The sequence below is a fragment of the Psychrobacter pocilloporae genome, from assembly GCF_029872915.1.
Taxonomy (GTDB): Bacteria; Pseudomonadota; Gammaproteobacteria; order Pseudomonadales; family Moraxellaceae; genus Psychrobacter; species Psychrobacter pacificensis.
The window spans coordinates 2,717,847-2,731,494 of record NZ_PGFT01000001.1 but is presented as its reverse complement, the minus strand read 5'-3'; the positions used below and the strand labels follow the sequence as shown (position 1 = coordinate 2,731,494).

Annotated in this window: 9 protein-coding genes; 2 read left to right on the top strand and 7 right to left on the bottom strand. The window is 44.5% G+C overall.

All coding sequences use genetic code 11. From position 1 onward, the window contains the following. Positions 1-76: 76 nt before the first annotated feature. The 3 genes from CUR83_RS11680 to CUR83_RS11670 all read right to left on the bottom strand — a co-directional run bounded on the left by CUR83_RS11680 (position 77) and on the right by CUR83_RS11670 (position 2,999). Positions 77-640: an NUDIX hydrolase gene (locus CUR83_RS11680; RefSeq protein WP_058025448.1), complete on the bottom strand. Its 564-nt coding sequence runs from the start codon at positions 638-640 to the stop codon at positions 77-79. A 267-nt stretch (positions 641-907) separates the two neighbouring features. Then, positions 908-2,179, bottom strand: coding sequence for an AGE family epimerase/isomerase (locus tag CUR83_RS11675; protein ID WP_284719701.1), 1,272 nt, complete (start codon positions 2,177-2,179; stop codon positions 908-910). Positions 2,180-2,183: 4 nt separating this feature from the next. Continuing rightward, positions 2,184-2,999, bottom strand: a complete 816-nt coding sequence (locus CUR83_RS11670; protein WP_071002966.1) for an SDR family oxidoreductase — start codon at positions 2,997-2,999, stop codon at positions 2,184-2,186. A gap of 765 nt (positions 3,000-3,764) precedes the next feature. On the opposite strand from CUR83_RS11670, the gene CUR83_RS11665 reads away from it, so the two are divergent. Beyond that, positions 3,765-4,499, top strand: coding sequence for an NUDIX hydrolase (locus tag CUR83_RS11665; RefSeq protein ID WP_071002967.1), 735 nt, complete (start codon positions 3,765-3,767; stop codon positions 4,497-4,499). 10 nt (positions 4,500-4,509) lie between these two features. On the opposite strand, the gene CUR83_RS11660 is transcribed toward CUR83_RS11665, so the two are convergent. Further along, complete coding sequence (locus CUR83_RS11660) at positions 4,510-5,862, bottom strand: oxygenase MpaB family protein (RefSeq protein WP_071002968.1); 1,353 nt, start codon at positions 5,860-5,862, stop codon at positions 4,510-4,512. Positions 5,863-6,239: 377 nt separating this feature from the next. After that, on the bottom strand, positions 6,240-7,442 hold the full coding sequence (gene nhaA / locus CUR83_RS11655; RefSeq protein WP_071002969.1) for a Na+/H+ antiporter NhaA: 1,203 nt from the start codon (positions 7,440-7,442) through the stop codon (positions 6,240-6,242). Between the two features lie 506 nt (positions 7,443-7,948). Between nhaA and CUR83_RS11650 the strand changes: the two genes are divergently transcribed. Next, on the top strand, positions 7,949-8,704 hold the full coding sequence (locus CUR83_RS11650) for a TSUP family transporter (RefSeq protein ID WP_093069277.1): 756 nt from the start codon (positions 7,949-7,951) through the stop codon (positions 8,702-8,704). A 91-nt stretch (positions 8,705-8,795) separates the two neighbouring features. On the opposite strand, the gene CUR83_RS11645 is transcribed toward CUR83_RS11650, so the two are convergent. Further along, positions 8,796-10,172, bottom strand: a complete 1,377-nt coding sequence (locus tag CUR83_RS11645; protein ID WP_093069278.1) for a dicarboxylate/amino acid:cation symporter — start codon at positions 10,170-10,172, stop codon at positions 8,796-8,798. A gap of 491 nt (positions 10,173-10,663) precedes the next feature. Next, positions 10,664-13,570 carry an acyl-CoA dehydrogenase gene (locus tag CUR83_RS11640; protein ID WP_284719700.1) on the bottom strand — a complete coding sequence of 969 codons (2,907 nt, stop codon included), beginning with the start codon at positions 13,568-13,570 and terminating at the stop codon, positions 10,664-10,666. Between the last annotated feature and the right edge of the window lie 78 nt (positions 13,571-13,648).

Here is a 13,648-nt window from a genome sequence, read left to right as displayed (position 1 = left end):
TTAGGTTTGTTCTTTATTAAAAGTTAAATATAAAAAGCCAAGCATGATGCTTGGCTTTTTTGTATGTAGTATTTGCTTAGTACCGTTTGATACTCAAATCTTTGCCGATTTTGTCTTGATGGATCGGGAATTCTGACAACTCGTTATACTGCTTACGATCAGAAAAATAGTTTTTTAAGGTAAGGCGAATGGCCTCAAAGGCGAGCGTATCCCATGGAATATCTTCTTCACTAAATAGCGCACAATCAAGGCTTTCTGAGCCAATACCGTACGCACCATCTTTTAGATCGGCGAGATAAATAGAGTAGATCTGCCCAATATCTGGTAGGTCATAAATGCAGTATAGATGCGGATTCAGTACGATGGCATCAGCTTCTTCGTAGCTCTCGCGTGCGGCGCCTTCAGCCATGGTTTCGCCGTTTTCCATAAAACCTGCAGGTATCGTCCATAGCCCATATTGCGGCTCGATCGCTCGGCGGCACAGTAGGACTCTGTCTTCGTGTACGACTAGCGAACCACAGATAACCTTTGGGTTTTCGTAGTGGATATAGTGACAATTGGGGCACACCAAGCGCGGCATATTATCTGTAGGTGGGATTTTTCGTTCTGCTTTATGACCGCATTGGAGACAATAGCTCATACCAACTACCTTTATTAGTAAATATTGTATGTCCACTTATGTTAAAAGTTTTTTTGCCGTTCTGATGTTTGCTTTTGTATACAGCAGCGATAGTGACAAATACTTTTGAGGATATCCTTTTACTTTTAACGAAAAAGTTATTTTATTTAATTTTTATGATTACAAAGAAAACGCTCTGATAGCGCATTTTAATTGCCATCAAAGCGTTCTTATATTATCGAGTATATCCTACATAGGAATTAGGTCATAAAAATTAGATCATAGCAATTAGGTTTTTATTTTGAGCATTTGTGTGCGTAGTCCACCAGCTACCGACGCAGAGATAGGAATCAATGGCGTCAACGTGGCTTGAAAGTCATGATAAAGATCTTCGCGCGTCGGATATATGACCGTACTTAAGTTGCCATCTGCATCTACCTCATGACGCCAGCCGCCGTGCTCAAGATCAATCAAAGTACTGGCAATATAATCCCAAGCTAAGCGGTAGTAATATTCAAAGCGCGGATCACCCGTACGGCGCGATAGCATTAGTGCGGTATTAGCCATCTCCGCCTGTACCCAGTAAGGACGGTTTGGTATTGAAATCTCATCATCCCAGCCAATGGTATAAACCATGCCGGGCTGACCGTCAGGTGCCCAGCCACGATTGATAGCGCTATCAAATAATGCGATGGCATCAGGTAGCAGCCAATCAGGCACCTCATAATCACGTGCCGTACAAGCAGACTCAACCTTGAGCAGCAGTCCTGCCCATTCTGCAAAGTGACCAGGTGTGAGTCCCCAAGGACGCAGGTCATCAGAAGGCTCATTCGCATCGTAGTCGGGCAACAGATTCCACTCACTATCAAAATGTTCAGGTAGGCGACCATCGTAAGTACTAGGCATATCATGACCGAAGCGCTTGGCTAAGTGTAGTGCGCGGTCTAGCCAGCGCGTTTCACCCGTAGCATCTGCCAGTGCTAAGCAGGCTTCGGTCGTATGCATGTTGCAATTGGCGCCGCGATAATCTTCGGGATCAGACCAATCAGCGGCAAAAGAAGGCAGCATTGATTGCTCATCTTCTAACCAAAAATGCTGATCAATGATTGTTATTGCAGCCTCCATCAACTCTGTACCGCGCGGGCGACCAGCAATGCTAGCAGACGCGCCAGCAAGCGCGACAAACGCATGCAGATAGGCGTTTTTGCGTGATGGGTTTTCATGAGTTGAAGAAGCATCACTGAACCAACCGCCATGTACCGAGTCGCGCAATGGGCCATCAAGTAACGCATCTAGGCCATGGTCAGCAAGTGTTGCCGTCCCCGGTATACCCATTAGTGCCGCTAGCGCATAGCAATGCACCATCCTCGCAGTGATGATGCTCTTTGCTGTGTCATCTACCATGTTGCCATCGTGACCCAAAGTAGCAAACCCTGATGGCACGCGCGCTTTGGCATAATGATCGAGCAAACGTTGTCCTTCAGCGAGCAACCAGCGGCGATGACTACTGCTATCTGCCCAACAGACAGATAGCAGGTCAGAAGAGTCAGGAGAATCCATGATATCAGCCATTGGTAATCATGCCTCCGTTTATGTGTAAGGTCTGCCCAGTCACAAAGCTACTGTCTTGGCAAGCAAGAAATACATAGGCAGCGCCCATCTCGCGTGGCTGACCCATACGCCCCATTGGTGAGGACATCGATTCTAAAATATCTTTATCAAAGTCTTTAAATACCAGTTGAATCTCGCTCACTACAGGACCTGGTGCTACCTGATTGACGCGAATACCGCGACTAAGTAGTTGTTGCGATAACGCGCGGGTGTAGCCAACGATAGCGCCTTTGGTTGCGGTGTACGGCACCAATACATCATTGCCGACATACGCATTAACAGATGTCGTATTGATGATGCTATCACCTTCTTTCATATGCTCAAGGGCGGCGCGGGTTGCATAAAACATTCCTGCCATATTGACATCGAAATGCTGTTGCCAGTCTTTATCACTGACTTCAGACAAATCATGATACGGCTTTTGCATACCAGCGTTATTGACTAGCACATCAATGCCGCCCCATTGTGCCACGACCGCTTCGACTGCCTCTTTGCAACTACTACTATTTGCTGTATCACCCTGCAGTACCACCGCGTCTGTGCCTTCTGCTTCAATACCTTTACGCGTCTCATTGGCGCTCTCTTCATCAGAGTGATAAAGGATGGCAACTTTGGCGCCTTCACGTGCCATATGAAAAGCCACTGCGCGACCGATACCACTGTCTCCGCCAGTGATTAAAACGCGCTTATCAGCCAGTTTTCCTGAGCCTTTATAGTTATCATTGATATATTCAGCAGGTGGCATCATGTTGTCGATTTGGTCTGTCATAATCTGTATCCTTTGTTCTTTTGAGGTATTGTTTATTGTTATTACAGCAATCCTATGACGTTGGCCTCAGTATTTTTATAATGCTATTTTAGGATGTCCGCCTCATAGTCTTGCTAGCAGTTATCATAATACCCAAATGCATTTTTTGAAATATTACTCGGTTAATGTTTGGTAATTTAAAGCTGCAGTTATGATACTTATTATCATTGATAAGTACCAGGCAAAAAGGATATTGAGAAAATCTTAATTAATAAAACGATCACCGTTTGAGACAGACGGTATGAGATATTGAGTGATTTAGAAAGGTGTAAAGACGCGGCAAAAAAATAGACATTTAGTTGAAAGGCTCACTTGGATAGAGGCTCAGTCTATATAACAAAGCTTATACACAAGCGGTAAGCCGTTTTATATTTATCATAGTGACCACATATATAGTGAAACCATTATAAAAATGGTATAGCAAGATTAAACGCTATTTTTCGCAGCCTCTGGAGACGCAGTCACAGCAAGCAAGAAAAGTAGCATTTAATCGAGCGCGTTTCCTATGCTGCATCAATTTTATTGAGGTTCTACTGTATGTATAGCAGTCAGCTGATGCATCAATAAATCGCACTTTGTCGAAAATAACGTAAATATGAGATACATCTACAAAAGCGATAATCTGATTAATAAAAAAGGCTGCCATACTAGCGACAGGTTATACTGTTATGCTGGCACCGGTATTTTCATGAGTAATATGAAAATGACCACTCATAGGATTTGATAATGACCGTACCCGAAAATATTGATTTTTTTAATAAGTTTAGCGTCGCTGTCCCAAGCTTTATTCGTCATCCCACACTCAGAAAACTGGCCGAGCGAGTACAACACGAGACATTGAATGCGCTCACGAGTCCAGCGATGTACGAGAGTGGCAACACCTCACAAAGTACGCGTATTTTGGACAGCTTGTATCAGACACCGATTGCCGATGCCTCAATATTGGTGGCAATTACCAATGAGCGTCGACCCAAGCTTTTATTGACGCGCCGAGCCGCTCATATGAACAGCCATGCAGGAGAGGTCTCCTGTGCAGGCGGCAAACATGAGATAGGTGATGGCAACAACGTCGTGACCGCATTACGTGAAGCTTGTGAAGAGACGGCGCTGCCACCTAATAAAGTGCAATTACTGGGACAACTACCGATCCAAACGTCCAAAAGCGGTATGAGTGTACGTCCCATTGTCGCGCTCATCGCCCCAGGTCTGGTATTAGTTCCTGAAGTGGGAGAGATATCGCGTATCTTTTGGGCGGATTTAGAGTCGTTAGTCAACCAGCCAACGGTGGAGTATGCGGTAGAATATAAAATGCAAGAACAAACCGCGACCATACTGACGCCGAGTTGGCAAGTGGATGGTGAGACGGTGTGGGGACTGACAGGGCGCGTCATTGCCAGTTTGCTAGAAACTGGGTTTGATCGTCAGCTAGAATGGTATTACCGCGTAGAAAACAAACGCTGATAGATATCATCTACTTATAATAATCATCGTTCTTTTTAAGCCACCAATTCATATTGTCTTGGCGCTTGGCACGAAATGCTTCTAATTTTTGGGCAACCGTTGCATTGTGCTGCCGCGCAGTATCAAGCGCAAAAAGAATCGGCACTGAAGACAATACGCCAAAGCGTATCTTTGATTTTGGTAAAGCTAAGCCGTCACCAATGTCATCACCGACTAAGGTGCGTGTCACACTGGCATTGACCATCTCCACAAAGCGTCCACGTCGATTGTCTTCGCCCATCAACTGACGCGGTAGATCATGCAAGGCTTTTGCCAGTGGCTGCCCCGTCTTAAAGTCTAGCTGCTGTATTGATAAGTAGGTATACAGCCATTCCCAGCTAGCCGCTTCATCTTTTGGCAGACGCTCTAAATCAACGCCCATCCAGTAGCTGGCAAGATTCCATAAGTGCAAAATACCTTCCGCTTCCTCAGGGCTAATACGGGCGCCGAGCAGGCGTAGGCCACGCATAATTAACAACGAGAACTGTAAATGGGTGGCAATCATATCGGTTTGGTTAATCGGCACGCCCCAATAATCGGTATTCCAGCTACCATCAGGGTTATGATGTTGCTCGGCGTTTGGTATCACGCCTGTAGCAGCATTGCCCTTACCTTTGAGCAAGTTTTGCCGTACCAATGTATGAATCTGACGTACTTTGATGGATTGTCGCCAGCCCTCAGAGCCAATCGCCAATACTTGATCGATAGGTTGAGAGTGATTGCGCATGCCCATATCTGATTGTGGATGCTCAGACACCGCCAAGATATAGGCATAGGTACGCATGAGCCGTGGTAGCGCATCGTGCATCAACGCGCCCGTCTGAATGAGTGGTAGTGATAGGGCTGGGATGCTATAACCTGCCATCAGCGCGACATTACGCAGTAGCCAAATGAGCATCAGTGGATAGCGTCGATAGGCGACCGCACCGATTTGAGCGAGTTTGGGATCGAACCAATCAGGATGACTGCTAAATTGCTCGGTTAGTGCATTAAATGAGGCGTTGGTTGCGAGATCGCTATTTAGGTCTAGACCATCGCCGCCGCTGATAATCTGTTGTAGGGGCTTTGCAAAGCGGATATTGTTAGCGGCCAAATCATCTGCGAGTGGATCGCCAATATCGTAGCCGGCGACTATCTCCTCTAGTAGCGCAGGCGAGATAGCAAAGTCTTTTGGTAGTAGATATCGCTTAATCCGCTTTAACACTTGCAAATCACTATGGTCATCGATAGCAGTCGTACGCCCATGACGCAAATACAACGCTGTTGATGGATGCTGCGTCTTATTGGTGGGAATATTTGCAGTATTGCTGATTTTCTTATCCATATGATCAAACACCTTTATAAGTCAGCTATAAAACAACATTCGTATCGTAAGAGCGATCCATAACCATCACTTATAAGCGTTAATTGATGGACTCAATGACTCTCGTTGTCTTTGTATCGTACTGATACGAGATTTTAGGTCATATATTTCATCAGATAAGAACGGCAGTCTTACACGCGCGTCTTTCGCCCTAACGATACGGCAGGCACGATGTATTGGATATTCTCGTCTGCCGACATGACAATTATTGCTAATGCTACAGCGGGTTCATTAACAATAATCAACCTTGGCTGAATACACATTTTTCATTAAAAGTTTTTGCAGATAATAAAAAGCGACTTATAAGCTAATAGGCTCATAAGTCACTCGTTTTGCTATTAATGAGAGCGAGTCAAATCGACTGATGTGCCGCTGACATTATCTTTCAAGCTCACTTTGAGCATGATGTAACCTGCGATACCAGAAACGATAGAACCCATGATGATACCCAAGCGCTCATCAAACATAGTGGTGTCGCCAGCGAACGCCAAGCTACCAATGAATAAGCTCATGGTAAAACCAACACCGCACAATAGCGCTGCGCCGTAGATTTGCTTATAGTTCATACCTTTTGGCATGGTTGAGATACCAAGCTTAAAGATTAACCAGCACATAATCATGACGCCCAACTGCTTACCGATAAACAGACCTGCGGCAATACCTAGTGGTACTGAATGGAATAATTCAGCAAGACCTGCGCCTTCGAGTGAGATACCCGAGTTGGCAAAAGCGAATATTGGCAAAATACCAAAGGCGACGGTGTTATGTAGGTCATGCTCTAGCTCTTCAAGCGGAGAGTGCTCAGGATCAGTGCGGTCAAACATAGGAATAAATAGTGCTAAGACCACACCGGCCAATGTTGCATGGATACCCGATTTGAGCACTGCAATCCACATGATAATACCAATAAGTAGATAAGGCGTGATGCTAGTGACGTTACGACGATTAAGAAGGTACAAGAATGGCAGACATAGGCCAGCCAAAGCTAACGACTCTAGTGACAACTCACTGGTATAAAACAGAGCGATAATCAAAATCGCACCGATATCATCAAAAATAGCAATAGAGACCAAAAAGACTTTTAGAGAGTTGGGTACACGGTTGCCAAGAAGGCTCAAAATACCAAGCGCAAAAGCAATATCTGTTGCCGCAGGAATGGCCCAACCTTTCCAAAACTCAGGCTCATTGTAGTTAAAGAGTAGATAAACAATCGCAGGCATGATCATACCGCCCAGTGCTGCACCAGCTGGTAGGATAATCTGCTTGACGTTAGACAACTCACCAATCAATACTTCACGCTTGAGCTCAAGCCCGACCAAGAAAAAGAAAACGGCCATTAGACCATCATTGATCCAGTGGTGAGCATCTTTGGCAATGGCAAACTCACCAATTTGAATGGCAACTGGTGCGTGAATAAAACCTTCGTACCAAACATTAAGAGGGGAGTTGGCAATGATCATTGCAGCAACGGCAGCCAGTGCTAAGACGATACCGCCTGCTGCCTCAAATTCAAAAAATGCCTTAATCCTTCGTATTGCCATATTATCCTCATCTCCTAAGTACAATTTACTAAATAATCTCAAATATCCACGCTATTATTCATGACGATATAGCAAGCAGACAAAAACAGTTTCTCACACTCTTATTAATATAGACAATAAAATACGCTGAAATAACGCCATTAGCCCATTATATCGTCTCAATGATAGTGACATTATAAAGGCGCTGCGATGAGCAAAATAGTTGTAAGTCGTTAAATCTTTTTAACAAATTGTCCGTTATATGAGAGATTTGGAACGCTATTGGCTAAATCTAGCAGACTTTGTGACGTTTTTGGCTTTTTTTGCGGTTTTATATCTATAATGATCGACGCATTATGACGTTATCTCATGTCTTAAGAAGTTTTCAGGGAATTTATCGTCTCATCACTACTACTATCAACAATAGCTATTACCAACGATAGTAGTGTCATTAGTAAGTTTTTAGCCTAGTATCTGAGGCTTTCTTTTCTTTTATCACCTATCACCATATTTTGTAGGTCAGTATTATGGACTTAACCTTCTCACTAGAGATTATTTTGATGCTTGCGGCTGTCGCAGCATTGGCAGGATTTATTGATGCGATTGCTGGCGGCGGCGGTCTGTTGACCATACCTGCCATGCTACTGGCCAATATCCCTCCAGTGCTCACGCTTGGCACCAATAAGCTACAAGCGGCGTCAGGTGCATTGGCTGCGTCTGTTACCATGATAAAAAAGGGCGTCGTCAAACCGCAGCGTATTAAAGTGGCTATTATTGCCGCGTTTATCGGTTCTGTCTTGGGTACCATTGCGGTGCAGATGTCACCACCTGATTTGCTTGAAAAACTGATCCCTTTTTTGATTGCCGCTATCGGTATTTATACCTTATTTGCCCCTAGGCTTGGTGAGGTAGAGGCCGCTCCCCGTATATCAGAGGGTAAGTGGCAAAAAGGGGTGGCCCCGTTGATTGGTTTTTATGATGGGTATATTGGACCCGGCACAGGGATGTTTTTTGCGCTGGGTAATGTGGCACTACGTGGTCGTCAGATTATTGAAGCGACAGGCACCGCAAAAGTGTTGAACCTATCGACCAATATCGGCTCACTGATATTTTTTATTTTGGGTGGCAATGTGTTGTGGAAAGTGGGATTGGCAATGATGGTGGGACAAACCATCGGTGCCTATTTTGGTTCACATATGGTCGTCAAGGGCGGTAGTAAGCTGATTCGTCCGATGATTGTGCTGGTGTGTTTGGCAATGTTGACCAAATACGTTTTTGGCTAAATGAGAGTAACCAAATACGTTATCCAACAAAAAACCTCAGCCAATGTGACTGAGGTTTTTTGTTTTATGAATGTCTATCTAGCAGAGATGATTAGTGGCGACGATCAACGTCATCGTACTCACTACCCATGATGCCATCATTCATGACTTTAGAGAATTCACGCTCGTTTTCTTCATCGATGTGACCATCGAACACGTCTTTAGCACCAGCGTTAGGATCGTTGTATAGCGCCAGATCCATTTTACCTTCTGATTTTGCTACGATAGTTGTCACGGCAGCATCACCGCCCACGTTGACAGCCGTACGTAACATATCAAGGATACGGTCCACACCCAAGATCAAGCCAATACCTTCGATTGGCAAGCCAACTTGCGCAAATACCATCGATAGCATGATCAAGCCGACACCAGGGACACCAGCCGTACCGATAGAGGCCAGTACTGACATCAAGATAACGGTTAGATATTCTGTCACGCCCAAATCAATCCCATAAATATTGGCAATAAAGATGGTCGCTGTCCCTTGCATGATGGCTGTACCATCCATGTTGATGGTGGCACCAAAAGGAACGGTAAACGAAGCAACTGAGTTATTCACACCCATACGCTTAGTAACGGTACGCAAGGTAATCGGAATAGTTGCGTTTGAGCTTGACGTACTAAACGCAAAGATTTGTACTTCGCGCATTTTTGCCAAAAAGGTCTTGATAGATAGACCTGAAGAGACTTTTAGTACAATCATCATAGTAACGAAGAAATGGAAGACCAAAGACCCAACCAATACTGCCATATAGCTTAGCAGTGACAAAATTAACTCAAAGCCTAGCTCAGACATCGCCTTGGCTAACAGTGCAAATACACCATAAGGGGCTAGGTTCATAATGATGGTCACCATCTTCAAGATGACTTCATTGATAAGCTCTAGACTCTGAACCAAGCCTTTGGCAGGTTTACCCACCATCAAAATACTGATACCGATTAGAATGGCAAAGAAAATAATCGATAGCATGTCGCCATTTGCCATCGCACTGATGGGATTTGAGGGGATAATGTTTGAGAATACATCAAGCAGTGGCGGCGCTGATGCAGCTTCAAACGTGGCTTCGGATTCGATATTCATGCCTTTACCGATACCAAATAGCACACCCAATCCAATCGCCGTTGCAATAGCAAGCGCGGTTGTCATCATATAGATCATAAATGTTTTGGTACCAATACGTCCTAGCAGACGGATATCACCAATGCCACACACACCGCAAATCAGTGAGATAAGTACTAAAGGTACGACCAACATTTTTAGCGAGTTAACAAATAGCTTGCCGATAATAGCAAAGACACCATTTGTGATATAAGTATTAACGAAGCTGCCTTCGCCATTCAATCCTGAGTAGTTTAAAAATAGACCCAGTATGATACCGAGCACCATGGCAACGATAATCTTGCCTGTCAGTCCCATATTTTTCCACATATCCATATCCTTTGTGTGCATAACAGCGCTATAGTCAGTGTCACCCAAATCTATGTGACCGTGTTTGCCAATCTAACTATAATGCGTGTTATGACTATTAAGTTCTTGTGATTGTCGCTTGATGTCACATTTTCGAGGACAATATAAAAGAATAGTTAAGGGCACTGCAAGATTTTTTTATCATTTTATTCCAAGAGAACAATCCCTGTCACAACTATGTGCCCATAAAATAGTGATTATTTATTGTAAACGGTTTGTTTCTGATATGAAACAATATATTCATGAAAGAGTTTTTAGGGTAAATGGATATATCAAACTATTGATATTAAGCCAGTGTTATCACTTTGATGTCATAAAATACGTTTACATTTTGGCAACTCCAAAAAAAACCAAACTGTCACGTGTGGACAGTCTGGCTTTTGAAGTTTTATATTTATCGTCATGAATAATCACGATACTCATGAGTTTACGCGTTTGAATTGACCTTTTAGTTATACCTTATCATCTTCTTCACGTTCGCGCGGCAGATGCGTCTGATCATCTAAGGTTTGATGGTGTTTGTCACTTGCGCTTTCGTCGACCTCATCATGTGGAGCAATGCGGCGACTGTGGTTGTTACTCATACGCTCATTGAGGTGTGACTCTGCATCACGGTAACGATGCTCAAGCGCTTCGGCTTCAGGATTTGATTTCTCAAAATTCGCCTGTGACTTGATTTCTTTCACAGTATCTTGCTCACTGACCATTTCTACATCACCATCGCTCTCATAGCCGTGATTAGGATTGGCATCACCAGTCTGTGGTTCTGTATTTGTCGTATCATTTAACTCATGCGTGACTGGCATCTCACTGTCAGTCGATACGCTACTTTTGTTTTTTACTTCTTTTTTTAGCTCAGCATAATTGGTCAGTTGATTGACTGCATTTTCGAGCGTATGTGGATTATCGCGCTCTTGAGCTTCTGATAGATGCTTATCAAATACATCGGTTAATAATGAATCAAAGCGCATGGCATTGTATTGAATCAGCACTTCTGCCTCTTCTTCAGTAATACCGCCGTTTTGGCTCGCATGTACCACATGGTCTTCGAAGGTTAGGCCTTCAAAGCTATCCTTATGTTCTGCCTTTTTAAACTTCTGCCACAGTGGTTCGATCTCAACCAAGGTCTGATAAGCATGCTCCATACGGCCTGTCACATCATCTGGGTCGGTATTGTAGTAAACCATGGTTTTGAGATAATCGCGGAATGGGTTGGCAGAAAAATCATCCATAAAGGTATCACCCAGCTGACGTTTTAGCTCATCGCTTGCTGGCGTAAAGATACGGCCACTTGGAAAAGTCACAAAGCTCACCACATTGGCGGCCATACGATTAGGGAAGTTGGCAAAGAAAGACACAAAAGCTTCTTGAATCGTATATAAGCTGTTTTGGAGTGCAACTTTGGCATGTAAACGCTCAGCTTCGGATTTACTACCATGCTCATAAAATTGCAAAATAGCCGTCGCGATAAATAAGTAGCTATGAATATCCGCTAAGCGACCAGACAGCATCTCTTTACGTTTTAGATCCCCTGCTAACAGTCCTAACGCCATATCTGCAGTTAGGGCAAAGCTTGCGCTTAGGCGGTTGATATGCTTGTAATAAGGACGAGTAAAGGCATCAGCAAAACGTGGCGCATTATCACTACCACCGACGTAACCTGCGATAAAGGCTTTTGCACCGCGATTAAAGGTATAGCCTAAATGCTTGAAGAACAGCGTATCGAACTTTTGGGTTGCCGCTTTTTTATCCTCACTCTGTAGCAGTTGCAGCTCATCGAATAGATAAGGATGACAACGCATCGCGCCTTGACCAAAAATCATCAGCGAGCGGGTCAAAATATTGGCACCCTCAACAGTGATAGATACAGGAATTGCTTGATAAGGTATCGCTAAGAAGTTACGTGGGCCCATCTGTACGGCACGACCACCAACGACATCCATACCATCATTGACCACACTACGCATGGTTTCGGTCGCATAATATTTTGCCATTGCAGTCATGACTGATGGCGTACCGCCTTGGTTTAACCCGCAAGTTACCAAATGACGGAACGCTTCTAACATATAAGTGTTACTTGCCATGCGACTGGTGGCGTCCTGTACACCTTCAAATTTACCGACTGATATTTTGAACTGTTCGCGAACTTTTGCAAATGCACCGACAGACAGATAGGTCATTTCACTGGCTGAGGTCGATAGAGCAGGCAAGGAGATACCACGACCCACGCCCAAGCACTCCATCAGCATACGCCAACCGCGACCAGCGTTTTCGACACCACCGATGATGTAATCTAAGGGGATAAAGACATCTTTGCCATCGACCGTACCATTCATAAATGGCGAGCCGATTGGGTTGTGACGTGGGCCCGTGACCACCCCTTCATGATTGGCAGGGATCAGTGCACAGGTGATACCATAATCGGTTTTGTTGGGATCTCCAAGCAGCCCTTCAGGATCATGCATCTTAAAAGCCAAACCCACGACAGTAGCGATAGGTGCTAATGTAATCCAGCGTTTGGAGAAGTTCATACGCAGACCAAGTACCTGCTCGCCCTCATGCGTGCCATAACAGACGACGCCTGTATCAGGGATCGCACCTGCATCAGAGCCCGCTTCAGGACCCGTTAAACCAAAGCAAGGTACTTCATCACCTTTGGCGAGACCCGGTAGCCAGCGCTGTTTTTGCTCGTCCGTGCCATAGTGCATTAGTAGCTCACCAGGACCGAGCGAATTGGGTACCATACAGGTCACTGCCGCAGTCGGTGAGCGCGACGCGATTTTACTCATCACGCGGCTTTGCGCATAAGAGCTAAATTCTAGACCACCAAACTCTTTTGGAATAATTAAACCTAAAAAGCCATTACTTTTGATAAATTGCCACGCTTCAGGTGAAAGCTCTTTATCTTTGTGCTGGATTTGCCATTCATCGAGCATAGCGCATAGCGTTTCTACTTCGTTATCAATGAAGCTTTGCTCTTCCTCTGAGAGCTTTGGATAAGGGTAATTGGCAAAAGCCTCCCAATTTGGCGCTCCCATAAACAGCTCTTTTTCCCACCAACTGGTACCAGCATCCAGTGCTTCACGCTCCGTATCACTCATACTAGGCATTGCACCACCCAAAGCCTTATAGACAGGTTTGGTAATGAGTGATTGGCGCAGTGGAGTGATGAGTAAAACCAAACAAAGCAGCGCGATGGGCACCCCTAAGAGGAGCGACCATGGACTGATAATGGCAGTAACAATGACGGTGATCAAGGCAACAATACTGCCCGTGACTCGTGATAAGGACAGCAAAAAGATGGCCAAGACCACAGCTAATTGAATGATGACTGCCAAAATAAACAAGCCAATTGCCATGACTATCTCCTGTGGGATACTAAATAAAAAGTGTGAAATATAAGAAAATAAAAAGATATGAACCGTTATGATTATTGT

Coding starts and splice junctions, on each gene's coding strand:
- CUR83_RS11680 (WP_058025448.1), bottom strand. CDS start 640: ATGAGCTATTGTCTCCAATGCGGTCATAAAGCAGAACGAAAAATCCCA.
- CUR83_RS11675 (WP_284719701.1), bottom strand. CDS start 2,179: ATGGATTCTCCTGACTCTTCTGACCTGCTATCTGTCTGTTGGGCAGAT.
- CUR83_RS11670 (WP_071002966.1), bottom strand. CDS start 2,999: ATGACAGACCAAATCGACAACATGATGCCACCTGCTGAATATATCAAT.
- CUR83_RS11665 (WP_071002967.1), top strand. CDS start 3,765: ATGACCGTACCCGAAAATATTGATTTTTTTAATAAGTTTAGCGTCGCT.
- CUR83_RS11660 (WP_071002968.1), bottom strand. CDS start 5,862: ATGGATAAGAAAATCAGCAATACTGCAAATATTCCCACCAATAAGACG.
- nhaA (WP_071002969.1), bottom strand. CDS start 7,442: ATGGCAATACGAAGGATTAAGGCATTTTTTGAATTTGAGGCAGCAGGC.
- CUR83_RS11650 (WP_093069277.1), top strand. CDS start 7,949: ATGGACTTAACCTTCTCACTAGAGATTATTTTGATGCTTGCGGCTGTC.
- CUR83_RS11645 (WP_093069278.1), bottom strand. CDS start 10,172: ATGTGGAAAAATATGGGACTGACAGGCAAGATTATCGTTGCCATGGTG.
- CUR83_RS11640 (WP_284719700.1), bottom strand. CDS start 13,570: ATGGCAATTGGCTTGTTTATTTTGGCAGTCATCATTCAATTAGCTGTG.